The sequence below is a fragment of the Cytobacillus gottheilii genome (genome assembly GCF_018582665.1).
Classification (GTDB): Bacteria; Bacillota; Bacilli; order Bacillales; family Cytobacillaceae; genus Cytobacillus; species Cytobacillus gottheilii.
The window spans coordinates 3,986,078-4,009,758 of record NZ_CP071709.1; the positions used below are offsets into that span (position 1 = coordinate 3,986,078).

A 23,681-nucleotide genomic window follows, 5' to 3' on the forward strand; every position below is an offset into this window, starting at 1 on the left:
TCCGGTTTCCTATCAAAATTCTGCTTTTTCCTATCAAACCGCCTATTTCACTCAGGTTCCGTCTTATTTATTCCTTCCTCCATGGGAATCGATCATTTCCTCAATTATCGATCATTTGTCCTTTTCAGCTGGGACGTTTAAGATTCTTTTTTGTAACAGGAACAAAAAAAAGAGGCCGACTCCACGTCGGCCCTCTTTTTTCCATATTTTATTGAGCTTCGATTAAACCGTAACGGCCATCTTTTCGTTTGTATACTACGTTTGTTAGATTAGTTTCTGCGTTCGTGAAGACATAGAAGCTATGGCCAAGCATGTTCATTTGCAGGATGGCTTCTTCGCTGTCCATTGGCTTCAAGTCGAAGCTCTTTTGGCGGACAACTTCTAATTCTTCTGTATCGTCCTCTTCAATTGCTGGTGCACCGCCGTCATCCGTTGCAGCAAATAGTGCGTTGATGTTGCCTTTTTCACGGAATTTGCGGTTTACTTTTGTTTTATGTTTGCGAATTTGGCGTTCAAGCTTATCTGTGATTAAATCAATGGCTGCGTACATATCCACATGTACTTCCTCGGCACGGAGCACAAGGTTTTGCATTGGAATGGTTACTTCTACCTTTGATGATTTATCATTATACGTTTTTAAATTGACATTTACATTTGCGTTAGGAGTTTCAGTAAAATACCTTTCCAATTTAGCAATTTTCTTCTCAACATACTCGCGAATTGCTGGAGTTACCTCAATGTTTTCACCACGAATGTTGTAATTCATATGTGAACTCCTCCTTTTCAATGGGCAATAATGACTGCTGGGTTCTGCGGGAATCCCCGTAAAAAAACACCATAATAGCTTTCCCAAACAGCCTCGTCTTATGAGAAAACTTCTTCTTTTTGAAGAACATTTCCCCTTTAAAAAAGACTATGTATTACATTTCTATTTTACCCCAACATATTCCTGCTAAAACGGAAAAAGAATTAGAAGAATTTTGTCGAATTCGTGAAGATTATGGGAGAAGAAGGGAAAGCTATCCATTAAATGCGTTCTAATTTTCTTGAAGTCATTTAAGTTTGCGTAAGGGAGAAGTCCTTATAATAAGAATTAATATCATCTTTTAATTGTTCAGGATCTGTAAAACCCCAATCCTCTTCCACTTCTGGAAGGTTTCCCAAAGTTGCTTTTACACAGTAGGGATAATGTAAATCGCTATCATACGGCACTATTTTCTCCAAGATAATATCATGCTGAAAATAATTGCCATAGTCATAAACATACGTCAATTTATCATTTTCACAAACAAGCCACTTTGAGAGGAGTTCTTCATTGTCATTATATTCATTGTTTTTCCGCTTGAAAACCTCACCGTCATATTCTTGCGGTCGTATTAAAATGGGTAAACTGCTTAGATCTTTTCCATTGACCTTTTTAGGCTCAAATCCATGCAAAAATACACCTTCCCAATTAAAAGCAATTTGAATAACTTCATGAAGGTCTGCAAATGTCATATCTTTCTGTACAAGCACTCTTCTCCAACACGGAGGTTTTGTATCTTTTAAAAGGATTTTTAATTGGTAGATCATATGTACAGCTCCTCTCCACAGCCTTTTCTATTAGTATAGCTATATGAGAGGGATTCTAAACAATCAATCTATAATAATGAGGTTTTTTACTTGAAGTAATTTTGTTGTAGAATGACAGTAACTTTTGATCCGATGGTAAAATTACTGACGATTGAATTCACGGAGCTTTTTTTCATGCTGAACTGTCTTCGCCGAGATAAAATCAACGGTTTCCTGCATTTCAGACATTTCTGCGCGAAAGCCGCCCATTTTTTTCTCCACTCGATCTAATCTTTCTTCGATGCGATCGAAGCGGGCATCTACTTGGTTAAAACGTGCTTCCATTTGTTCGAATCTGGCATCTACTTGCTCAAATCGGGCATCCACTTTTTCAAATTTCTCATCCATTTTACGAGAATGTAAATTTAGGGCATTTAAAATTTCCTTTAACATTGTTTCCTGATCCATGTTCTCACCACCTTTAAAAATAGTATACCTTTCACAGCATTTTCTATCAATCCACTGCGGTCTTGTTCACAAAATTTCCATAAAACGGAATGGGTCAAAGAACCTGTCCCCATGACCCACTCTGACCCACGCCTCAAATTTATCTCGAATTCATATATTTGCATTATCGAAATTTAATAATTATGATGGAATTGTAGACAATATTAATTATAAAACATATGCAAAGGGGTAATAGTTATGAGTTTCTCAGATAAAATTGTTTTAATTACAGGCGCAGCTGGCGGAATTGGAATAGCAGCTGCTAAGGCATATGCGCAAGAAGGAGCAAAATTAGCATTAGTGGATTTATCGAAAGAAGCATTAGAAAAGGCAGCACAAGAAATTAACGCAAGTGATATGCTACTTCTGACGGCTGATGTTTCAAAAGAAGAAGATGTTAAGCAATATGTGGAAGATACTAAGTCTAAATACGGACGCATCGATGTCTTTCTAAATAATGCAGGGATCAATGGAGCGTTTGCAACCATCGATGAACAGACTGCAGAAAACTACCAAGCTGTTTTTGGCGTTAATGTGATGGGAGCATTCTTTGGCTTAAAATATGTATTAAAGATAATGAAGGAACAAAAAAGCGGTGCGATTGTCAATACAGCATCCAATGGCGGCCTAATTGGTGCACCAGGGATGAGTGCATATGCAGCTTCGAAACATGCAGTCATTGGCTTAAATAAAACAGCTGCATTAGAAGCAGCTCCTTTTGGTATTCGTGTTAATGCGGTAGCTCCATCTGGAGTTGATACAGCAATGGTTCACGCGATTGAAGCCAATGCAATGCCAGGCAATGAAGACGAAGCAGGAAAGCAATTTAAAGCAAGCGTTCCGATGAACCGTTATGCAACTGCAGAAGAAATTGCAAACTTAATGGTATTCCTTTCTTCTGAAAGTGCTTCATTTATCACTGGTGCATATTATCGAATTGATGGCGGACAAGGAGCAACGTCTGCATAATAAATTAACATCTCCTATATATGAAAAGTGAAATCAGTTTATTGATTTCACTTTTTCGTTTTGTTCACCAAATAAAAAGTGGGTCAAAGGAACCTGTCCCTCTAACCCAAAATAAAAAGTGGGTCAAGGAACCTGTCCCCCTGACCCACTCAGTCAATGAAACCCAAATTGATAAATACCCATTCCCGCACCAACGACAAGAGATAACAGGATAACTAAGGCTGGGTGAACTTTTAATTTTTCTAAAAGGAAGTAGCTTCCAGCAATAAGAATGACGGTATAAAGTGCGCCTAAACCGATCACCGAATCTTTCACAAAATCAAAGGTCATCACGCCTAAAAGAACGGCGATAACCGGTCGTACAATAACAGAGATGCTTTTTACTTGTGGTGTGTCTTTGTATTTCAATAGAATGGCCATTAAAACCAGCATCAGGATGATGGAAGGGGCAATGGTTGCAAATAAGCCGATCAAACTGCCTAGAATGCCGCCTTCTGTATACCCAATATAGGCAGCCATTTTTGTCGCAATCGGACCTGGCAAGGAGTTTCCGACGGCTAATACCTCACTAAATTCCTGTGTCGTCATCCAGCCGTATTTCTCAACCACTTCATTTTCGATTAAGGGAATAGATGCTGGACCTCCGCCGTAGCCTAATATTCCGGGAATGAAAAAAGCAAGGAAAATTTCCCAATAGTTCATTCTATGACCTCCTCTTTGGAAGGAAGACATAAATGATGAGCATTAGAATAAGAATGGCTGGATGCAGATTCAGCACTTCCATCAGCAGAAGAGCAAGGAAAATAAGAATTAACCCTTTAACCCATCCCAATGATTCCCCAGACTTTTTCGCAAAATCCCAGGTCATAACAGCTAGCATAACTCCTACTACTGGAACAACAGACAATGACATAAACTGAACCCATGGAATATCTTTAAATTCCTGCAGCAGCTGCAGCAAAAAAATAATAGCAATGGCTGTTGGCCCGACCGTTGCAAGCAGGGCTGCCAGACAACCCACGATGCCAGTTACACGGTAGCCAATGTAACCAGCCATCTTTGTCGCAATGGGACCTGGCATCGTATTGGCGATCGCAAGCGTATCCGCAAATTCCTCTTCATTCATCCACTGATATTTTTTAACCGTTTCTTGATGCACTAAGGGGATCGACGATGGGCCCCCGCCAAATCCCAATATTCCAACACGGAAAAAGGCAGCCATGATATCCCAATTTCTTCTCCAATATGGGCGTGGAGCGGGCGATGGCGATTCTACCGGTTGCTCTTTTGCTAGTGCATTTACCAAGCCGCAATTACTCCATCAGTACGTGATTCTGTTCCACCCTGAAGCACTCCAGTTTTCGGATCTCTCCAGATGATTTGGCCTCGCCCAAAGCTTCCTCCGTCTGGTGTTACATGTACTTCATGTCCTTTTCGGGAAAGAGCCTGCACTAAGTAGTTCGGGAATTCAGGTTCCACATGGACAGATTTCCCCTTCATCCACTGCCACCTTGGCATATCCAAAGCTGCCTGCGGATTTAGCAAGTAGTCGACTGTGTTCGTGACAACCTGAAAATGCCCTTGCGGCTGCATGTATCCGCCCATTACGCCAAACGGGCCAACTGCCTGGCCATCTTTTGTTAAGAATCCAGGAATGATCGTGTGATATGTTCTCTTGCCAGGCTTTAGCACATTTGGATGTGTCTCGTCTAAGCTAAAATCATGCCCGCGATTTTGCAGGGCAATGCCGGTACCTGGAATAACAATGCCTGAACCAAAGCCCATATAATTACTTTGGATATATGAAATCATATTTCCTTCTTCATCCGCTGCCGCTAAATAAACCGTACCGCCTTTTGGAAGCTCATATGGTTTTGGATCTGCCGCAGTGTCTGAGATCACCTTACTTCGCTTTTCTGCATAAGCATCGGACAATAATTCTTCAGCGGAGATTGGCATTTCTTCCGGTTCCGTGATGAAAGCTTGGCCATCAGTGAATGCCAGTTTCATTGCTTCGATTTGCTGATGCAATGTTTCTGCGTTTTGCCATGCTGGCGGTGATAATTTTTTAAACACGTTTAAAGCCATTAAAGCGACCATCCCTTGGCCATTTGGCGGGATCTCCCACACATCATAGCCTTTATAATTGGTTGAAATAGGTGTAACCCATTCTGGCTGAAACTTGCTCAGATCACTTTTTGATAAAAATCCGCCATGTTTTTTCATAAACGTTTCTATTTTATCTGCCTGTTCTCCTTCATAAAAAGAACGGGCAGCCGTTTCACCGATTGATCTCAAAGTAGAAGCGTGGCCAGGAGATTTCCAGACTTCCCCGATCTCTGGAGCTTTTCCATCAGGTGCAAACGTGTTAAACCATTCTTCAAATTCCTCTGTTGTAAATTTTTCTTTAAATCGATTATATGCTAACTTCCAATACTTCCCTAAAATTGGTGTAAGAGGATATCCTTCTTCAGCATAGCGAATAGCTGGTGCTAAACTTTCACCTAATGGCAGTCGCCCAAATTTCTTCGAAAGTTCTGCCCATGCAGCTGGAACACCCGGCACCGTCACTGGCACAACACCATGTACAGGCATTTTTTCATGTCCCAGTTCTTTTACTGCATCAACAGAGATCGACTCGGGAGATGGACCGGATGCATTTAAGCCATGCAGCTTGTCTTTTATCCATACAAGTGCAAAGGCATCTCCGCCAATTCCATTTGATGTTGGTTCTACTACAGTTAACGCAGCTGCTGCTGCAATCGCTGCATCAATCGCATTTCCTCCCTTTTGCAGAATTTCTAACCCTGCTTGTGCAGCAAGAGGCTGTGATGTCGCAACCATACCTTTTTTAGCAAACACTGTATGGCGCTTTGAAGCAAAGGGGTGATGTAAATAATCCATGTTGGTTCCTCCTCGATTGATTTTTTAAAATACAAACTTGCAAATGATGTACTATGTACTAGACGAGCTAGAGTAAAGACACCCCCTGCTAGACAGCAGTGGGGTGTGATTGTTATAGACGATCCAGGCAAAAAATATCTGGAATGTGGCGGGTTAAAGAACTTGTCCCTTAGTCCGAATGTTTTGGATCAAGGAACCTGTCCCCATGACCCACTTCTGTCCCACTGTTTTGGGTCAAAGAACCTGTCCCCCTAACCCACTGCCTCCGTCCCAAGTTCTGGGTCAAAGAACCTGTCCCCATAACCCACTTAGCCCACCCACCTCACTGTATAGGCTGCCCCGCAAAATGACACGCAGCGAAGTGGTTCGGTTCGTATTCAATCCATGCTGGTTTTTCGGATGAGCATTTTTCCGCTGCAATGGGACATCTTGTATGAAATGGGCAGCCGCTTGGCGGATTTGCAGGGTTTGGCAAGTCGCCCTGCAACCGGACCCGCTTGCGCTTCGCATTAACGGATGGTCTTGGAATAGCCGATAATAAAGCCTGTGTATAAGGATGCAATGGCTTATTGAATAGATCAGCTACTGTACCTAATTCAACTGTATTTCCTAAATACATAACCAGTACCCGATCGCAAAAATAGCGAACGACCCCTAAGTCATGAGAGATGAATAAATAGGAAAGCTGATATTTTTCCTGTAAGGTTTTAAGCAGCTTTAATACTTGGGCCTGCACAGATACATCCAGTGCTGAAACAGCTTCATCGCAAATGACAAAGGATGGGTTCAGAGCAATTGCCCGTGCGATTCCAATCCTCTGGCGCTGTCCGCCGCTGAATTCATGCGGATATTTGTAGAAATGCTCTTCTTTTAAGCCAACCTCTACAAGCAAATCAATGACCGCTTTTCGTTTTTCTTTTGCAGACATGTCGGTATGCATGGTGAATACTTCTTCAAGCGCATGCCCAATACGCTGCCGAGGATTTAATGAAGCAAAAGGATCCTGGAAGATCATCTGCATTTCTTTTACAAACTTTAACTTTTCTTTTCTTTTTAAATCCTGGATTTCAGTGTCCTGGAAAACAATTTTACCTTCTGTCAGCTCTTCTAAGCCTAAAACAGCTTTTCCTAATGTTGATTTGCCGCAGCCGGATTCACCTACTACACCTAAACTTTCACCTTCAAACAGCTTTAAAGAGACATTTTCTACAGCTTTCACATCACCCTGTTTCCGCTGCAGAATTCCGCCCTTAATCGGATAATATTTTTTGATTCCTTCGAGTTCCAGGAGCACCTTTGGCTCATGTTTAGCATTTGTTGTCTTCTTCTGTTCAGCTACCGCCATTAGTGCACCTCCGTCTCTAACCAGCAGCTAACCTTATGCGTATCAGATACACTCACTACCTGCGGCTCTTTGTTTCTGCAGATATCAGATGCAAATTTGCATCTGGCATGGAATCTGCATCCTGTTATCTGTTCATTTAAACTCGGGAGTGACCCAGGAATCGGCTCTAATTCGAAATCAGGGTCATCCACGTTTGGTACCGAATTCAGCAATCCAATCGTATATGGATGTTTAGGATTATTGAAAATTTCTTCAACCAATCCCTCTTCGACTTTCTTTCCTGCATACATAACCATCACACGGTCTGCTACTTCCGCCACAACACCCATATCATGGGTAATCATCATGACCCCCATGTTCAGTTTGTCTTTTAAGTCATTAATGAGATCTAAGATTTGTGCCTGAATCGTAACATCCAAAGCAGTAGTTGGCTCATCCGCAATAAGAAGACCCGGATTACATGATAAGGCAATGGCAATCATTACACGCTGCCTCATCCCTCCGCTCAATTCATGCGGATATTGGTCTATTCTCTTTTCCGGATATGGAATCCCTACTTGTTTTAAAAGTTCAATTCCTTGTTTTGTTGCTTCGCTTTTTGATAGTTTGTGATGAAGCATGAGCGGTTCGCGTATTTGGAAGCCGATCGTCAGCACTGGATTTAAAGCGGTCATTGGCTCCTGGAAAATCATTGAGATTTTATTCCCGCGAATCTGGCGCATTTTTTCGGCCGGCAAATTATGAATCGGTGCTCCTTCATAAAGAATTTCCCCGCTTGTAATTTTTCCATTGCTCGGCAATAGACCTATTACCGAGAGGGAGGTAATACTTTTGCCGCAGCCTGATTCTCCAACAATACAAAGTGTTTCTCCCTTTTTCAGTGAAAAGGAGACATCACGCACAGCAGGCAGCTGCCCGTCTGCTGTGCGAAATTCAGTCACAATGTTTTTGACTTCAAGTAATGTCTCTCCCATACTAGCAACCTACTTTCCTGTAACTTTCGAAACGTCCCATTGTCCAGTTGGATCAAGAATTAATCCTTCCAGGTTATCGCTAAGTGCCGCTGTAACCACATCATGGTACATAATGACAACTGCATCGTCTTGAAGCATTAATTCATTCGCCTGATTTAAAATATCTAAACGTTCATCTTGATCTGTAGTTGTTCTTGAAGCTTCTACTAACTGATCAAATTCCGGGTTATTATATTGCGCACGGTTAGATGAGCCAATATTATCGCTATGGAAGTTAGGGTATAACAATTCTGAACCGTCAGCTGTTACATTGGACCAGCTTAAGAATGTCAGATCATAGTCACCTGCACGTGCAGTATCTAAGAATGCTGCCCATTCCATTGTCTCAATTTGAACATCAAATCCAGCTTCAGCTAATTGTGCCTGTACAACTTCAGCCATTAAGACAAAATTTCCTCTATTGGCCGCCAGTAATTTAATTGGACGATCGCCATAACCATTTTTCTCTACTAGTTCTTTTGCTGCTTCAAGATCAAATGCAGTTCCTGCAGAATCAGCAGATTCATTATAGCCAAACACCTCTGGTCCGATGACACTGTCGCTTCTCACACCTAAGCCGTTTAACTTTTGAATAATCGCATCACGGTCAATCGCACTTGCTACTGCTTTTCTAAATTCAGGATCCTGGTTCTCCTCATTTGAGAAGTTAAACGTTAAATAATATTGACCAGTTCCATTTACTTTTTCAATATTTACATTGTTCATGCTCTCAACTCGGCTTAACTGCTCTGTTGGAAGCTTGTCGATAAATTGAACTTCTCCAGCCTGCAGCATGGAAATAGCTGTTGAAACTTCAGGTACAACTTTTAAAATGAATTGCTTTACTTTTGGTGCTCCGTCACGGTAATCAGGGTTAGCTTCTAATACAACTTGGTCACCAGGAGTCCAGCTGACAAACTTGAATGGACCTGTACCAACGGGCTCTTTCATTAGGTCTTGCTTTTGATCAGCTGTTGGACTTACAATTGCTGCATTTGAGTGAGATAGCGCTGCTAAAAATGGTCCATATGGATATTTCGTTTTGATCTCGACTGTGTAATCATCTACCACCGTGATCGTATCAACCGGCTCTAATAAACTTGCACGAGGAGCAGCTGTTGCTGGATCACGTAATTTATCGAACGTATATTTTACAGCTTCAGCATTAAAATCTGTTCCGTCGTGGAATTTAATTCCTTCTTTTAAATTGATCACCCAAGTCAGTTCATCTGGATTTTCATAAGACTCTGCTAACACCGGTGTAAAATCTTTTGTTTCTGCATCACGCTTGAAAAGTGTTTCATAAACATGCTCGTTGACATTAGAAGACGCTGAGTCATTTGTCATGATTGGGCTTAATCCAACTGCATCTGTTAAGGAAGCATAAGTTAACGTCTCAACTTCCTCTGAACCGCCGCCAGATTCACTGCCGGATGATGAAGATGACTCACCACCTGAACATGCTGCTAATAAAAGTGCTGCCATGATTGTAAATACAAGCAACCAATTCTTTTTCTTCATTTTAAATCCCCCTTATTTTTAAATATCCATATTTGGATCAATTGCATCTCTTAAGCCGTCCCCTACCACGTTAAAGGCGAATACCGTTAACATAATCGCAATCCCCGGAATAATGGTTAAATGAGGTGAACTCCACATGAACGCTTGTCCCTGTGAAATCATCGCTCCCCATTCAGGTGTGGGCGGCTGGGCGCCTAGTCCAAGATAACTTAATGATGCTGTTGATAAAATCGCTGTAGCCATCCTCATGGTGGCAAATACAATAATCGGTGCAAAAGCATTCGGCAGGATATGCTTAAACATAATCCGCAGGTCAGATGCTCCCAGAGATTTCATGGCCATGACATATTCCTTCTCTTTAATAGAAAGAACAGAACCTCTGACAATTCTTGCACAAGTCGGAATCGACCAAATACTAATCGCAATGGCCACATTGACCAAGCTCGTTCCCAATATTGCGATAATTAACATTGCAAGCAGAATACCTGGGAATGAGAATAGCAAATCGACAATTCGCATAATGATCCCATCCAGCTTTTTGTAATAGCCGCCAAGCATTCCCAGGATCGTTCCTCCGATAAGTCCCAGAGTTACAGCGATTAATCCTACCACTAAGGAAATGCGTGCGCCGTATACAATCCGGCTCCATACATCACGGCCATAGTTATCGGTGCCTAACCAATGATCTTCACTAAAGACAGGAAGCTCACTGGCATTGATATCCTGTTTCACTGGGTCATGAAAGGTAATCAGCGGAGCAAAAATGGCCATTCCAATTTGAAGGACAATAATGATTAAGCCTGCGACCGCTAATTTGTTTTTTAATAGCCGCTTCATCGTTACCACAAAGGTACGCTCTCTTTTAATTTCCTTATTGACACCCGCACCCGGCGCTGTTGCTAATTCAGCCATCGTCATCCCCCTTTCTTATTGAAATTTAATTCTTGGATCGACGTATGTATAAACAATGTCAACAATCAGGTTTACTAAAACAAATAATGTAGCTACAAGAAGAACGGAGCCTTGCACCATCGGGAAATCACGGGCTGCAATCGCATCAATCATCAAACGCCCTACCCCGTTAATGGCGAACACTTTTTCCGTAATAATCGTTCCTCCTAAAAGAGCTCCAAAGTTCAAACCAATGACAGTAATAACAGGAATCATTGCATTCTTTAACGTATGTATCCAAATAACCTGACCCTCTTTTACCCCTTTCGCCCGAGCCGTACGAACATAATCTGCTCGAACCACTTCAAGCATTGAAGACCTAACCATCCTGGCAATCATCGCTGCTGATCCAGTTCCTAACGTGATGGCCGGCAAAATTAACTGCTTCATCCCTTCAACCGTATACCATGGATCTGCTAGCCCAGCGACTGGCAGCCACTGAAGATTAACGGAGAACACAAGGATTAATAGTGAACCAAGCCAGAAGTTCGGAATGGAGATTCCGCCTAAAGCAAATGTTGTGGATGTAACATCCAGCCAGCTGTTATGCTTCAGTGCTGAGATTAACCCTGCAAAAATACCTATTATGACCGCTACGATCATACTGGCTACTGCCAATTTAAAGGTATTTGGGAAACGAATCGAAATGGCTTCCGCAACAGACTGCTTCGTTTGATACGAATAACCTAAATCCCCTTGGAAAATACCAGCCAGGTAGTTGCCGTATTGAGTGAGAAACGAATCATTCAAACCAAGATTATCCCGAATGGCTTCTAAATCTGATTCTGTGGCTGTTGGCCCGCCAATCATGGAAGCTGGATCTCCTGGAGCTAGATACATAGATGAAAAGACCAAAAACGAAATTCCGAATAATAGAAATACCAGTTGAAAAAACCTTCTGACAATCATTGAAATCAATTTCAGCCCCCCTTTTTTACCATTTGTTAATTGATTTCTAATTTTCAATTACTTAATGTTTAGAATTGTATAAAAGTGATTATATGACATACAAAACGAAAAATCTACAAAAAATACGAATTTTTTTAACAATTTTGTCATATTTATTTTCTTTAAGGCATAATAATTCATTTTTTGATTTCTAAAAGGTTGTAAATAGTCATATTTACTTATGTTTCGATAAACAAAATATAAAGCGGTTACATTCCTTTTTATGGTTACAGAAAGGTGGGAAACATATTACTTTGGTTTCTTTTTGTAGAGTGAGTTTACGTAGAGGAAAGAGGGGGTGGGTGATCTTCACTGCATGGCACTCGCTTTCCGCGGGGCGGGTGGTGAGCTTCCTCGGCGCTGCGCACCTGCGGGATCTCACCTTCCCACTCGTCCCACAGGAGTCTCGCACCATTCCGTTTCGATCAACGGGCATATTGCTAAAATAATCCCATTTACAAGTAGAATTCATATACATCTTTAAATCAAAGCAAAAAAATAAACCCATTTTGTGTAATGGGTTTATCAGTTAGAGTTTTAATCCTCTTCTGCTTTTAAATCTGCGCAGCAAGATTTGACTGTCTACTCTTGTAATACCTTTTAAAGCATAAAGCTCTTCGTTAATAAATCTTTCTAATGCATCAAAATCATCTACCAGGACGTGTGTGTGCAAGGTAGAGGGTCCTGTCATTTGATAGCAGCTCGCCACACTTGGATTTTCTGCCAACGCTTCTGCTACCTTTACTAAAGAATTTGGTTCACAGTCGATATTAAAAAAAGCTGATACCCCTTTTCCAAATTTCCCGCTATTAATCACAACTGTAAACTGCTCGATCACTTCATCGTCTATTAATTTATTCACTCTTTCTCTGACAGCTACCCGCGAAAGACCTAATTCCTTCCCAATATCCACATAAGAAAGCCGCCCGTTGTGAATCAGCAACTCTAGTATTCTCTTATCAACTGCATCCATAATGTACCACCTTCATTTACCTGTAATTAACAGTATTATATGAAAATTACTTATAAAAAGAAATAGTGCGGGGAAATATGTTGGGGTTTTATGGTGAAGAAGCTAGATTATAAATTATTTTAATAAAATAAGATACTTTAATTTTACAGCCTTTTGCTGGTTATTAAAAGATGAACGTTTCGTAAGGTTTTATAGTTGATAATACTTAAATTACTACTTTTAAGTAGTTCTCAGCATAAACTTCTATATAACGATTTAATTCACCTTACTTCGTATGAAGATTACTTTTTCACCCTATTCTTTTTGCCATCTTCATTCCACAGACAGTCTGCAAATTCCCATTAAAATCTAACGAAGTAATCATTATATCAAAATAACGAATAAATATTCCTATTAAAATAACAAAACAGCCCGAAGGAAACCCCTCCGGACTATTTTTATAAAACAACATATGGTTTTAACTCTTGCTGAATCATGACGCTCCATGCTGCGAAGGCTGGGTAAAGCTGTTCGCGGATGACAGTTTGTTTGACCTGTGCATTGCCGAAATTTCCGTCCAGCAGTTCTGCTTTTTCCATGACAACATCGAATACTTGCAGTACTTTTTGAATCGATGGGTAGTCCTGAAAAAGGATGCTCAGCTGCTCGTTAACGGTCACGATTTGCGGCAGTGCTTGGAAAACATCCGCAAGCAGGACGTCTCCTTCTGTTTTCTCCAGGTTTGTAAAACTGTCGACGATATACTCAAATGCTTCCTCAACGGTGTTTAGTACATCGGTATATTCTTTGATGAGGACATGCTGATCTTCCGTTACTTTTAACAAAAAGGTTCACCTATTTTCTTTTATCGTAGAATATGCCATCCTGCTGTGCCAGCGATTGATATGGGTTGGTATATTGCTTCTTTTTTTGGCGCTGTGCTTTAAGCCTTTTAATGTCTTCCTTGATTATGTTCTGCTGTTCTGCCATCATTTTTCTAATTTCGGCGTCTTCCCGAACAAGCTGTTCCTTTTGCTGCTGAACAGCACCATCAGAAAAGTCAACGTTCATTAAAACTGTATTTCGTTTATCCAGAAGCTTATTGATGTCTGCCAAATAAGCCTCGCGTTTTTCGTCTTGAGGAAGACCTTTGCGCAGCATCTGCAAAAGGTCTTCGTTGCATAACAAGAGATCCTGAATCGAGGACACTACTGTTCACTTCCCGCCACTTGCGGCTTTTTCTGGTTTTGCATCATTTCTTTCCACGTGTTGCGCAGATCAAGCACCATCTCTTCTGCTTCTTTTAGAGCCGTTAGATCGCTATGCGTATTGGCATCAACGAGCTTGCGGAAGATAAAATCGTACAGACGCATTAAGTCTTCAGACATTGCCACATCACGATTTAGAGTAACCATAAATTCCTGAATAATCATTTGTGCACGCTGGATATATTCATTCTTTTTTTCAATGTTGTTTTGCTCAATCGCCTGTTTCGCCTGGCTCATAAATTTTAAACAGCCATTATATAGCATTAGGCTCAATTCAGCTGGTGATGCTGTATTAACCGATGTTTGCTGATATTTTTGGTAAGGATTTTTAACAGCCATTTCTGATTCACTCCTCTATTTTTATGCGGTTGTGCCCATGCCTAACTGTGACATCATATAATTCATTTGATCGTTCATCTTCTGCATCGCCGTTTCCATTGCGGTAAACTGTTGCCAGAAGCGATCTTCTTTTTCCGTTAAACGTGCTTCCATATCGGTGATTCTTGAATTGATCTCATCTAAATTTTTGCCGAGTGTAAACTGGCTATTGGTTTGCATGCCATTACCAGCTCGCTGTGTAATCGTTGTGATTGAATTGGACAAAGAATCACGCAGACGACGGGCAATACCCTGCTCACTTGAAGTAGGGCCATCCGCTGCGAATAAGTTATAGACACCATCCGCATCTTTTTCAAGAGCTTCCTTGAGTTTTTCCTCATTGATCTGCAGTTTCCCGCCATCCAGGTAGTTGGCAGTTGTGGTGATGCCGATAGCAGATAGTTGACTGAACATGCTATCACTTTCGCCTTCAACTGGCGTATAAAAATCCATACGCATTTGGTTTAAGAGACTGCTTAAGGTCTGGTCATTACGCAACAAACCGCTTTTTGCCTTCTCTTCCCACTTTTCAACCTGATCGTCTGATAAAGCTTCTCGTTCTTCATCTGTTAACGGAGCATAATCCCGATACTTTTCTTCTTTCATCGTGCCTTGAAGCTTATCAATCAACTCGTTGTAATCTTCAACGAACTTTTTAATGTTGTCAAATGCTTTAGTTGTATCATTTTGTACAGATACGGTTACGGCTGCATCTGTGCCATCTACCGAATCAAATGTATCTTTAAGTGTAAATGTAACACCGCTAACTGTGAAGTTATTGGATGTACGTTCTGTTTCAAGTCCATTTAGGGTGAATTTGGCATTCTCGCCGCCCTGCTCGTTGGCTTGGTCCATTTGCAAGCCGATCTTTAAAAAGTTGCTATTGCGGAAGCCAATTTCTTTTCCATTGCCTGCATCATTAAAATTACCAGTTTCCGTGCGCGTCATCGTGATTTTATCTGAGAACTCATCGTAGAACATATTAACGCCAAGTTCTGATTTGTTAACGGTATCCATTACTTTCGTTAACGATGCTCTGCCATCAAATTGAAAGTTTTCGATTACTTGGCCAGTTTCATTATGAGTAGTCATGCCAAATTCGAAATAGTTATGATGGTAGGATGCTTCCACTCTTGAACCTGATTCCAGGTCCTTACCGAATGTAATTTCCCCTGTATCTTCGTTCAAGAAAAATTCATCTTCACCAAGGTTATCAGCACTGGTAGCTTGTTTAAATGTAACGGTGTTTTCAATCGGATTTCCGTCTGTATCTTTTTTGATTTTGCCAGCAGCGTCTTTTTCATAGTTTTTAACAGCAATGGTGTCACTTGTTAACGAAGAGATCCCAACGTGGGAGAGTGTGACTTTGTTCCCTTTTTCGGAAACTGTTACTGTATCCTTCACTGCAGATGTGTAATCAACATCAATCTGGCTATCCTTTGCAATCTCGTTGCTGAATGTCATTTTTCCAGTTGTTTTATCAACGAAGACTTGGTTTTGACCTTCTGTTAAATCCTCGACGTTCTCTACAACCGTATAGTCTGTACCTGAAACACTGACCGATTTGATATCTTCAATAGATCCTGAAAGTGATTTCTTTAGAGAAAACTCTTTCCCCTCAGCTTCTACTTTAATTTGTTCTTTAATACCAGTACCAGTATTTTTCCACTCAAAAGCTCCATCCTGAAACTTACCTTGAATAGAATACAACTTATCTGTCGTATTAATTTTCTCAGTCTGAGATTTTGAAATGGAACCAGCACTTGAATTTGTTGCTGAAGTTGCCAGCTGCTGCACCTTTGAAAGTGTATAAGAAACATTTCCAGAAGTCGCTGCAGCTATTGCTGTAACTTTATCTGAATTTGATGAATTGGTTATTTTCGTCGTAAAAGATGACTGGATACGCATGTTAAGCGTCTTGTCTCTAAAACTAGTTAATAAAAGATTCGTTTCTCTATAGGAATCACGCTGCCATTCAAGCGTTTGCTTCTTCTGCTTTAATTTATCTACAGGGAGACGCTCAACGCGCATCATATCTTTAATAATACTTTCTGTATCCAATCCTGAGGCGATCCCGCCAAAACGTATACTTGGCATATATCTCGGTCCCTTCTTCCGCTCTTATTTCAACTATGTATTATATCGGCACAAAATTGAGAACTTGAAGAAAAAAAGAAGGAACAATTGTCCCTTCTTTTGGAGATTATATCTTCTTATCTATTAATACACCTAAAAAGTCTGTCATCTTTGCGATCATGTCGAGGAACTCCTTGGCAGGAATTTCCCGGACAACCTCTTTTGAATCAGAATCAATGACTTCGACATAATAGCGGTTTAAATCTTCATGAAGCTTGAATTTTACTGAAGTAAAGTTTGGCTCTAAGAAATTATTTGTATCATTGATTTTTTCTTCTAAATAATTTTTCGTAACCTCTTGCTGGTCTTCCTCTTTTTTTTCTGTCTTAACAAATGGCTTCACTGACTCTGGTTGTTCTGCTTTTTCTATTTTTTGAACAGGTGCTGCAGATAAATTGGACTTTAACCCTATATCAGCTTCTAATTTCATCCTAATCTCCCCTATACAACACTATAAACTAACAAAACTTTCTTAATTTTTTGATAACTTAACTAGTAAAAAAGAGACTCTAGTAACCTAGAGCCCCTTTTGGAAGTAAAGCCTTTTATTATCCTAGTAATTGAAGGACAGATTGTGGCTTTTGGTTTGCTTGTGCAAGCATTGCTTGAGAAGCTTGAGAAAGAATGTTTGTACGAGTCATTTCCATTACTTCTTTAGCCATGTCTACGTCACGGATACGAGACTCAGCAGCTGATAAGTTCTCAGAAGATGTTCCTAAGTTAGAGATTGTGTGCTCTAAACGGTTTTGGAATGCACCTAAGTTTGAACGTTGAGCAGATACAGACTCAATTGCATTATTGATTACAGTAATTGACGCTGCAGCTGATTCATGTGTAGATACATCTAGAGCGTATTCCACATTCTCGTTATCTGTACCATCAGTTACTGTTGAAGTTGCAGTGAATTTTGCGTTTTCAATAGCCTTTCCATCTTTTCCAGTAATACTAGCATTTGCATCGTTACCAGAAATTCCAAGAGCTAGTGAACGCATATCATTGATTTCAATTCCCATGCTTTGTCCTTGGTTCGCACCAACTTGGAAAGAAGCTTTGAATGTTGCGTTGCTAGTAACAGCAGCTACATCTACGCCATCTTTTACAGTGATACCGTCGCCTTTTTCACCATTAGCTGTAGAAGTGAAAGTTAATTGACCAGCATCATTATCTGTAATTTTCAATCCTTCAATTTTGTCTGAAAGTTGAGATGAAATTGCATCAGCTAATGCAGCACCTGAACCACTTGCAGTTCCACTTAATACTTCATTAATGTTTACAGCAAAATCAGCTTCACCTTTGTAGACACCATCATTTGCATTGTAGAACTCTACAGTTTTACCGTTTACCGTAATACCTTGCCCTACAAGTGCTTTTAGTGCATCTTCATCAGCAACGTCGTTTACAGTAACGTTCGTTGAAGAAGCAGTATACTCAACATCTGTACCAGTTGCAAAATCACTATTTGAAATTGCAGCATTGCTAGCATCACCTTTAATAAATTGGTTAGCACCTGTTGCAACAGAAGTTAGTGTTACTTCATCATTAGATCCTGAAACTTCATATTTTCCTTTAAGATCTTCGTTTTCACTAATAATTTCAGTTAAAGCATCTCTATATTGTCCACCCATAACAGTTGCAGCAGTATCTGCAGCAACTGTTATCGTTGCAGAAACTCCATCTTCACCATAAGTGATACCATGATTATCAGTGTCTGCATCATGAACTACTGTTAAAGTAACTTCTTTTCCACCAAGATTGACTTTAAGTGTTTCACCATCTGCTGCTGTAACTGATTGAGCAGCTGTTAACGTTAACTCTGCACCTGTAGCTTCAGTTGTATCTCCACTAGCAGTTACCCCACCAGCAAATACTTCTGCACCAAGACCTTCTAATTTTAACGCAGCCTTAGTTTCAGTTTCATCCACAGATCCTTTTAAGATCTTCTGTGTATTGAATTCTGTTGTGTTACCGATACGGTTAATTTCAGAAGTTAATGCGTTCATTTCTTTTTGAATCTCTGCACGGTCAACTTCTACATTTGTATCGTTCGCAGATTGTGTTGCAAGCTCACGCATACGTTGAAGGATGTTTTGAGTTTCTTGTAAAGCACCTTCAGCAGTTTGAATCATAGAGATACCATCTTGTGAGTTACGGCTAGCTTGATCTAAACCGCGAACTTGTGCACGCATTTTTTCAGAGATTGCTAGACCTGCAGCGTCATCTCCTGCACGGTTGATGCGAAGACCTGAAGATAGTTTTTCCATTGATTTTGCGTTTGCACCTTGGTTAGCTCCAAGTTGACGATATGTGTTTAATGCTGAAACATTATTGTTGATAATCATTGTTTGTTTCCTCCCTGAGTTTAAGTGTCCCACATCCATGTGGTAGTTTTAGTTTAGCTGGGCTGAAGGGCGGCCGTCCCTTCAGCTTCTATAAATTATATCGGCATATTGTTTAATAGTTTTACAGTTATTTTTACTTTTTTATTTTTTATTTTTTATTTTTTAGAAGTTCCAGCAGGTTGGTTGGAAGGTTAGAAGCTTCACTATTTTCCTTCTGGATCTGCAGATAGATTTCTTTTCTGTATATATCGACTTCTCTTGGTGCGTTGATGCCGAGCTTAATTTGGTCGCCATCGATCGCAAGGATCGTTAGTTCTATCGTATCGTTGATTATGATGGATTCATTTAGTTTTCTTGTTAGCACTAACATGAGGATCCCTCCTTAGTTGAGGCTGGGAAAAGAGGCTGCTTCGTCTCATAGGCTGAATCATTAAGAATAAGCTGTTTACCTTCGTTCTTTTTCACATTAATAACAATCGGACCTTTTAAATTGGCAGTTGAAGCTGCAAATGGTTCTTTTAACGTTAGGATGACAAAAGTTACGACGTCTTCGGGACTCTCAATGTTTAATGAATCAATGATTGATGAAGGTAGCTCGTATTGATAGTTTTGGAAAAACGGATATGGATCCACGACTACAAAAGCAAGCTCCGCAGTTTTGGTCGATTGCAGAATAAAATAGGGCATTTCCTCTAAAAATGGCAGCAATGCAAATTGAGTCTCATCCTGAAAACCGGGTATTCCATTTTGAAAATGGATCAATTGTTTCTCATTTACTTCTTGTTCGCCTTGATATTTCGTAGCTAATTTCACTCTTTTCACCTCTTATACATACTTGTCCATTTGAAAGTTTGCTATTTCTAGATCAAAGGAGTCTTTTTGCTGTAAATAAATATCTGCTCTCCAGTTTTCATGCTGAATGATTGGTTTGTTTGGTGTGACATCAATTCTAGGTTTATTAGGTGTAACGTTTATGTCGACTTCTCCTGGTTCATAATCGATTTTTACACGAAAATGCGTTTTTGGCAGATATCCTAGACCGATTTCTTTCACGGGGGGATTGCTTTTTTGCTTGGAGATCTGGGCAACTGCACCGCCGCCATTTTCGATTTTCATCATTTGATCTCCTTCACGCGCTCTCCTGGCCACACCTTGCGCAAGCATCTGCTTGGCTTGTTCTGCCCATTCTCTTGTTCTTCTTGCAGCACTTTTCTGATCAACATCTGCAAAAGCTTCGGTTTGATCGATATGGAGCTCGGACTTTTTAAAGTTGATGTCTAATATAGCAGCGGGCTGTTCAATCCGCATATCTGCTTGCGGCTGCTGAATTTTCATATTCGGCTGATAATAATTGATTCCTAATTGGCCTCCTGTTTGATTCACCTGCAAATACGGCATGTTCATAGTTTCACCACTTTTATCTCAAAATAGAAAGAAAAGCTATCAAAAATTGATAGCTTAACGTAAAAAGTCAATTAAAGAAGGCTGAATCATCTTTGCACCAACTGCTAAAGATGCACGGTGTAATGTTTCTTGAGAAGTTAATTCAATGATCGTTTTTTCAGCATCAATATCTTCGTTTTCAGACATCGTTGACTTTGCAATGATTTCCTGAGAAAGCAATCGGCTTTCGACCATCTCCACCCGATTATAACGAGCACCTAATTCTGCTCTTTCAGAAATAATTTGATCAACATGACCATCTAATTTCCCTAGGAACTCACTTACATCCTCTCCCTTAGTTTCGGGAGATTCTAGAGTTTTCACAAGGTCACCAAGATCGGAAAAGAATTCTAATGAAAACACATTTTGCGGTGTGATATTAACGTTAAGGTTAACACCTTTGGTAACTTCCATATCTACGTCTCTTTGATTGACAGAAACAGCACCAATTTCCTTGGCGACATAATCACCAGATACAGGAATCTCAACCTTTGTTCCGTTAGAATCAACAAATCCTCCGCTAATATCATTCCATAACAGCTGCTTGCCGTCCTGAGCAAATAGAGCGTAATCTTTTGCGTTATCTGCAGTAATAGCTGATAAATCAATTTCCTTATCGACCTTGCTAAGATCAACTGGTTTAGCAGATGTATCAGATCCATTAAAGATATACTTATTGTTTACTTTCGTATTGGCAAGAGATTCTAAGTGAACACGAAGCTGCTTCACTTCACTGGCAATCGCCTGACGCTGCTTCGTTTCATACGTGTCATTTGCCGCTTGGTTTGTCAGCTCCCGAATCCTCTGCATCACAGAATTCACTTCATCCAAAGCCGCATCCCCATTATCCATCCAGTTATAAACTTCAGATAGATTACGGTTAAACTGCTCCACTTCAACTACTTGTGATCGATAGCGCATGCCTTTCATCGCGACGACAGGGTCGTCTGAAGGGCGGCTTACTTTTTTACCAGTTGTAAGCTGCTCTTCTAGTTTGCCGAGGTTTTTGTAACTGTTTTGTATATGCCGCAGCGAGTTGGCTGAGAGCATGGATTGTGTTACGCGCATTTAGTTTCCTCCTTATCTGCCGACTCTGCCCATGCCGTTGATTACTGTATCAAGCATTTCGTCGATGGCAGTCATTTGCCGTGCGGCAGCGTTGTAGGCGTGCTGGTATTGAATCATATTGGTCATTTCTTCATCAAGTGAAACCGAGCTGACAGATGAACGATTATATTGGACTGTGTCTACTAGGTTTCCTGTATTACGGACCATGCGGTTGGCTTCTTCTGTATCAACACCCATTTGGCCGATGATTCCTTGGTAGAAGCTCATGATGCTCGATGTTGAGCCGTTGAATTCCATGTTGCTGTCTTTCACGTTGGCAAGTGCTAGTGCATTTGAACCGTCTCCGACAAAGGATTGGTTAGACGGATTAACACCTGTTCCTTCAAGATCAAATGACCAGCTGTCGCCAGCGCTGAGATTCTTAATCGTAGATGTATCTAGTTTAAGACCGAATAATTCCATGTTCTCTGGTACATTTTGATTTTCATGCCCAGCAATTGGGTTGCCGGTATTCATATCAGTAGCTGTATATGTCCACTGTCCACCATTATAGGAAACTTCTATTTTTACCTGGTCATGGATTACAGGTGGTGTATCCGTAGAAGTAACACCTGCAAAAGCGCCTAGTACTGTTGGATTGCCAGTCGAAGTGTTTGCTCCGCCAGCCGTAATGCCGCCGCTGAACATTTTTCCGCTAGATGATGCGGCAATATTATTCAGTTCGTTTTTGATATCATCAGAGAGTTTTAGCTTGGAAGCAGCACCTTCTGGTGACCGCAGCTCACCGCCTTCAAAAGAGAAGAAGTCGAAGCCTTGTTTTGCCCCATTTTGAATTTCAGTAATGCTCCAGCCGCTGTTATGAACAGCATTAAACGCATTGGCAAAACGGAAAGCCATTAGGTCAAGGTTTTCTAGCATTTTTGGATATTCGCCCACTTGAGTTCCGGTTGCATCCATATATCCATATGATTGCACCTGTGAAAGCAGTTGTCCGTTTGAAGTGAAATCTGCGGCAGCTATTTCTTTGTTGCCAACAGTGAAGCCTGTAATTGCTCCAGATTCTTGATCTTTTTTAACGGTCATTTCGTTAATGAGGTTATTTTTCCCATCAACTAGAGTACCGACTGATTTGCCGCTGCTGTTTAAAATTTCTATTGTATATTTACCTTCAGCTAAGCTGCTGGACATGCCGCCGCTTTGCGCAGGTGTAATCTTAATGTTTACGAGACCAGATAGCTGATCAACAAGCGCATCTCTAGCATCGTACAAATCGTTTGGCAGATAGCCGTGCGGTTCAACATCGCCGATTTGGTTATTGATGTTTTGAATCTGTCTGACGAGCGAGTTAATTTCTTTCACTGAATGATCAATTTGATTGCCTAGGTCTGTTTTTTGCGCTTGGATTTGACCTGATAGGTAGTTAAACGTTTCAGCCACTGCAATTCCGCGCTGTCTTACAACCGATCGTGCACCAGAGTCCTCCGGCTGAACGGAAAGGTCCTGCAGAGAGTTCCAGAAGCGATCAAGCGTTTGAGCCAGTCCATCCTCGGAAGGCTCGTTCATCACGTCTTCCATTCGTGTTAAAGCCTCACTGCGGGAGCTCCAGTATCCGAATTTATTGTTTTCATTACGAAACTGTGAATCTAGGAATCCTTCGCGAATGCGCTGTACAGACCCAGCTTCAACACCTGTTCCCATTTGACCAGGCAGAAGCGGACTGTTCATGCCGATGGATGGGTAGGCTTCCGTCTGATTGAAGTTAACACGCTGACGGGAGTAACCTGGTGTATTTGCGTTTGAAATATTATGCGCAGTTGTATATAAAGCACCCTGCTGCGTGAAAAGCGCGCGGCGTGCTGTTTCTAACCCCATAAATGATGATCTCATCGTTATCCTCCGATCGCTGTAAGGCTACGCACGTGAATTGAACATGCCTTTTTGCGGTTTAAACTGGTTACTCTTTGGATTTGTATAATTAAAGTTCTGCACCGATTGTGGCTGCAGAAGACTCATAGACATATTGACGAATTGCAGTGACTGGTAAATGAGCTGCTGATTAAGCTGATTGCGCTCCTGCAGTGCTTCTACTTCTTTTACCAGACTGTCTTTTAAGGTTAAAGCCTTGCTTTTGATGTCTTCCTCTAAAAGCGGAAGGCAGTCTTCAAGCGTTGGTTTTTCCTGCTGAACAACCTTGCTGCAGGCTGCTTGCCGCAGCTGTTCCATTTTTTCAATCGCGGCAACATGGGACTGCTCGTCCTTCAGCATTTGATCAAGGGCAGGCATGTCGCCTGCCTTAATAATGTCAGTCTTTTTAATCGCAAGCTCATTGAGACTTTTATGCAGCTTCAGCAAATTCTCCATCGCTGTTATAAGAGCAGTGGCAGACAT

The 23,681-nt window shown here is 40.9% G+C and carries 25 protein-coding genes; 1 reads left to right on the forward strand and 24 read right to left on the reverse strand.

Annotation, left to right across the window (positions count from 1 at the left end; genetic code table 11):
* Positions 1-208: 208 nt before the first annotated feature.
* From hpf to J1899_RS19890, 3 genes are all read right to left on the reverse strand, one after another.
* Positions 209-766: a ribosome hibernation-promoting factor, HPF/YfiA family gene (gene hpf, locus J1899_RS19880; protein ID WP_066442564.1), complete on the reverse strand. Its 558-nt coding sequence runs from the start codon at positions 764-766 to the stop codon at positions 209-211.
* A gap of 290 nt (positions 767-1,056) precedes the next feature.
* Positions 1,057-1,572, reverse strand: coding sequence for a plasmid pRiA4b ORF-3 family protein (locus J1899_RS19885; RefSeq protein WP_214476194.1), 516 nt, complete (start codon positions 1,570-1,572; stop codon positions 1,057-1,059).
* A 141-nt stretch (positions 1,573-1,713) separates the two neighbouring features.
* The gene (locus tag J1899_RS19890) at positions 1,714-2,019 is read right to left on the reverse strand and encodes a hypothetical protein (RefSeq protein ID WP_214476195.1); all 306 of its coding nucleotides are present in this window, start codon (positions 2,017-2,019) and stop codon (positions 1,714-1,716) included.
* A 237-nt stretch (positions 2,020-2,256) separates the two neighbouring features.
* Here J1899_RS19890 and J1899_RS19895 point away from each other — a divergent pair, with 237 nt between their 5' ends.
* The gene (locus J1899_RS19895; RefSeq protein ID WP_214476196.1) at positions 2,257-3,027 is read left to right on the forward strand and encodes an SDR family NAD(P)-dependent oxidoreductase; all 771 of its coding nucleotides are present in this window, start codon (positions 2,257-2,259) and stop codon (positions 3,025-3,027) included.
* A gap of 153 nt (positions 3,028-3,180) precedes the next feature.
* On the opposite strand, the gene J1899_RS19900 is transcribed toward J1899_RS19895, so the two are convergent.
* The 21 genes from J1899_RS19900 to J1899_RS20000 all read right to left on the reverse strand — a co-directional run bounded on the left by J1899_RS19900 (position 3,181) and on the right by J1899_RS20000 (position 23,681).
* A complete protein-coding gene (locus tag J1899_RS19900; RefSeq protein WP_214476199.1) occupies positions 3,181-3,729 on the reverse strand; it encodes a chromate transporter in 549 nt (182 codons plus the stop codon).
* A gap of 1 nt (position 3,730) precedes the next feature.
* Positions 3,731-4,249: a chromate transporter gene (locus J1899_RS19905; RefSeq protein WP_214478929.1), complete on the reverse strand. Its 519-nt coding sequence runs from the start codon at positions 4,247-4,249 to the stop codon at positions 3,731-3,733.
* Positions 4,250-4,326: 77 nt separating this feature from the next.
* Positions 4,327-5,931, reverse strand: coding sequence for a gamma-glutamyltransferase family protein (locus tag J1899_RS19910; RefSeq protein WP_214476201.1), 1,605 nt, complete (start codon positions 5,929-5,931; stop codon positions 4,327-4,329).
* A gap of 322 nt (positions 5,932-6,253) precedes the next feature.
* The gene (locus J1899_RS19915) at positions 6,254-7,276 is read right to left on the reverse strand and encodes an ABC transporter ATP-binding protein (protein WP_214476203.1); all 1,023 of its coding nucleotides are present in this window, start codon (positions 7,274-7,276) and stop codon (positions 6,254-6,256) included.
* Positions 7,276-8,250 (reverse strand): ABC transporter ATP-binding protein, encoded by a 975-nt coding sequence (locus J1899_RS19920; RefSeq protein ID WP_066442558.1) that lies wholly within the window; start codon positions 8,248-8,250, stop codon positions 7,276-7,278. The genes J1899_RS19915 and J1899_RS19920 overlap by 1 nt, the downstream gene beginning before the upstream one ends.
* 9 nt (positions 8,251-8,259) lie before the next feature.
* Positions 8,260-9,810, reverse strand: coding sequence for a glutathione ABC transporter substrate-binding protein (locus tag J1899_RS19925; protein ID WP_214476205.1), 1,551 nt, complete (start codon positions 9,808-9,810; stop codon positions 8,260-8,262).
* A gap of 18 nt (positions 9,811-9,828) precedes the next feature.
* Positions 9,829-10,728 (reverse strand): ABC transporter permease, encoded by a 900-nt coding sequence (locus J1899_RS19930; protein ID WP_425514986.1) that lies wholly within the window; start codon positions 10,726-10,728, stop codon positions 9,829-9,831.
* Positions 10,729-10,737: 9 nt separating this feature from the next.
* Positions 10,738-11,679, reverse strand: coding sequence for a nickel ABC transporter permease (gene nikB, locus J1899_RS19935; RefSeq protein WP_066442555.1), 942 nt, complete (start codon positions 11,677-11,679; stop codon positions 10,738-10,740).
* 559 nt (positions 11,680-12,238) lie between these two features.
* Positions 12,239-12,682: an Lrp/AsnC family transcriptional regulator gene (locus J1899_RS19940; protein WP_214476209.1), complete on the reverse strand. Its 444-nt coding sequence runs from the start codon at positions 12,680-12,682 to the stop codon at positions 12,239-12,241.
* A 437-nt stretch (positions 12,683-13,119) separates the two neighbouring features.
* Entirely contained in the window at positions 13,120-13,506 is a 387-nt protein-coding gene (locus J1899_RS19945) for a DUF8042 domain-containing protein (RefSeq protein WP_214476211.1), read from the reverse strand.
* Positions 13,507-13,516: 10 nt separating this feature from the next.
* Positions 13,517-13,870, reverse strand: a complete 354-nt coding sequence (locus tag J1899_RS19950; protein WP_214476213.1) for a hypothetical protein — start codon at positions 13,868-13,870, stop codon at positions 13,517-13,519.
* The gene (fliS, locus tag J1899_RS19955) at positions 13,870-14,268 is read right to left on the reverse strand and encodes a flagellar export chaperone FliS (protein ID WP_214476216.1); all 399 of its coding nucleotides are present in this window, start codon (positions 14,266-14,268) and stop codon (positions 13,870-13,872) included. Before fliS ends, J1899_RS19950 begins: the two co-directional genes overlap by 1 nt.
* 21 nt (positions 14,269-14,289) lie before the next feature.
* Positions 14,290-16,404 (reverse strand): flagellar filament capping protein FliD, encoded by a 2,115-nt coding sequence (fliD, locus tag J1899_RS19960; protein ID WP_214476218.1) that lies wholly within the window; start codon positions 16,402-16,404, stop codon positions 14,290-14,292.
* A gap of 106 nt (positions 16,405-16,510) precedes the next feature.
* Positions 16,511-16,873 carry a flagellar protein FlaG gene (gene flaG, locus J1899_RS19965; RefSeq protein WP_214476220.1) on the reverse strand — a complete coding sequence of 121 codons (363 nt, stop codon included), beginning with the start codon at positions 16,871-16,873 and terminating at the stop codon, positions 16,511-16,513.
* Positions 16,874-16,991: 118 nt separating this feature from the next.
* Complete coding sequence (locus J1899_RS22770; protein ID WP_214476222.1) at positions 16,992-18,782, reverse strand: flagellin N-terminal helical domain-containing protein; 1,791 nt, start codon at positions 18,780-18,782, stop codon at positions 16,992-16,994.
* Between the two features lie 148 nt (positions 18,783-18,930).
* Positions 18,931-19,152 (reverse strand): carbon storage regulator CsrA, encoded by a 222-nt coding sequence (gene csrA, locus J1899_RS19975; RefSeq protein ID WP_214476224.1) that lies wholly within the window; start codon positions 19,150-19,152, stop codon positions 18,931-18,933.
* On the reverse strand, positions 19,146-19,595 hold the full coding sequence (gene fliW, locus J1899_RS19980) for a flagellar assembly protein FliW (protein WP_214476226.1): 450 nt from the start codon (positions 19,593-19,595) through the stop codon (positions 19,146-19,148). Before fliW ends, csrA begins: the two co-directional genes overlap by 7 nt.
* A 12-nt stretch (positions 19,596-19,607) precedes the next feature.
* Complete coding sequence (locus tag J1899_RS19985; RefSeq protein WP_214476228.1) at positions 19,608-20,186, reverse strand: DUF6470 family protein; 579 nt, start codon at positions 20,184-20,186, stop codon at positions 19,608-19,610.
* A gap of 54 nt (positions 20,187-20,240) precedes the next feature.
* Positions 20,241-21,293, reverse strand: coding sequence for a flagellar hook-associated protein FlgL (gene flgL / locus J1899_RS19990; protein WP_214476230.1), 1,053 nt, complete (start codon positions 21,291-21,293; stop codon positions 20,241-20,243).
* A 12-nt stretch (positions 21,294-21,305) separates the two neighbouring features.
* Positions 21,306-23,180 carry a flagellar hook-associated protein FlgK gene (flgK, locus tag J1899_RS19995; RefSeq protein ID WP_214476232.1) on the reverse strand — a complete coding sequence of 625 codons (1,875 nt, stop codon included), beginning with the start codon at positions 23,178-23,180 and terminating at the stop codon, positions 21,306-21,308.
* 24 nt (positions 23,181-23,204) lie between these two features.
* Positions 23,205-23,681: a flagellar protein FlgN gene (locus J1899_RS20000; protein ID WP_214476234.1), complete on the reverse strand. Its 477-nt coding sequence runs from the start codon at positions 23,679-23,681 to the stop codon at positions 23,205-23,207.

Bases quoted from the DNA above. Each gene is read 5' to 3' on its own strand.
- hpf (WP_066442564.1), bottom strand. From the start codon at position 766: ATGAATTACAACATTCGTGGTGAAAACATTGAGGTAACTCCAGCAATT.
- J1899_RS19885 (WP_214476194.1), bottom strand. From the start codon at position 1,572: ATGATCTACCAATTAAAAATCCTTTTAAAAGATACAAAACCTCCGTGT.
- J1899_RS19890 (WP_214476195.1), bottom strand. From the start codon at position 2,019: ATGGATCAGGAAACAATGTTAAAGGAAATTTTAAATGCCCTAAATTTA.
- J1899_RS19895 (WP_214476196.1), top strand. From the start codon at position 2,257: ATGAGTTTCTCAGATAAAATTGTTTTAATTACAGGCGCAGCTGGCGGA.
- J1899_RS19900 (WP_214476199.1), bottom strand. From the start codon at position 3,729: ATGAACTATTGGGAAATTTTCCTTGCTTTTTTCATTCCCGGAATATTA.
- J1899_RS19905 (WP_214478929.1), bottom strand. From the start codon at position 4,249: ATGGCTGCCTTTTTCCGTGTTGGAATATTGGGATTTGGCGGGGGCCCA.
- J1899_RS19910 (WP_214476201.1), bottom strand. From the start codon at position 5,931: ATGGATTATTTACATCACCCCTTTGCTTCAAAGCGCCATACAGTGTTT.
- J1899_RS19915 (WP_214476203.1), bottom strand. From the start codon at position 7,276: ATGGCGGTAGCTGAACAGAAGAAGACAACAAATGCTAAACATGAGCCA.
- J1899_RS19920 (WP_066442558.1), bottom strand. From the start codon at position 8,250: ATGGGAGAGACATTACTTGAAGTCAAAAACATTGTGACTGAATTTCGC.
- J1899_RS19925 (WP_214476205.1), bottom strand. From the start codon at position 9,810: ATGAAGAAAAAGAATTGGTTGCTTGTATTTACAATCATGGCAGCACTT.
- J1899_RS19930 (WP_425514986.1), bottom strand. From the start codon at position 10,728: ATGACGATGGCTGAATTAGCAACAGCGCCGGGTGCGGGTGTCAATAAG.
- J1899_RS19940 (WP_214476209.1), bottom strand. From the start codon at position 12,682: ATGGATGCAGTTGATAAGAGAATACTAGAGTTGCTGATTCACAACGGG.
- fliS (WP_214476216.1), bottom strand. From the start codon at position 14,268: ATGGCTGTTAAAAATCCTTACCAAAAATATCAGCAAACATCGGTTAAT.
- fliD (WP_214476218.1), bottom strand. From the start codon at position 16,404: ATGCCAAGTATACGTTTTGGCGGGATCGCCTCAGGATTGGATACAGAA.
- flaG (WP_214476220.1), bottom strand. From the start codon at position 16,873: ATGAAATTAGAAGCTGATATAGGGTTAAAGTCCAATTTATCTGCAGCA.
- J1899_RS22770 (WP_214476222.1), bottom strand. From the start codon at position 18,782: ATGATTATCAACAATAATGTTTCAGCATTAAACACATATCGTCAACTT.
- csrA (WP_214476224.1), bottom strand. From the start codon at position 19,152: ATGTTAGTGCTAACAAGAAAACTAAATGAATCCATCATAATCAACGAT.
- J1899_RS19985 (WP_214476228.1), bottom strand. From the start codon at position 20,186: ATGAACATGCCGTATTTGCAGGTGAATCAAACAGGAGGCCAATTAGGA.
- flgL (WP_214476230.1), bottom strand. From the start codon at position 21,293: ATGCGCGTAACACAATCCATGCTCTCAGCCAACTCGCTGCGGCATATA.
- flgK (WP_214476232.1), bottom strand. From the start codon at position 23,180: ATGAGATCATCATTTATGGGGTTAGAAACAGCACGCCGCGCGCTTTTC.
- J1899_RS20000 (WP_214476234.1), bottom strand. From the start codon at position 23,681: ATGTCTGCCACTGCTCTTATAACAGCGATGGAGAATTTGCTGAAGCTG.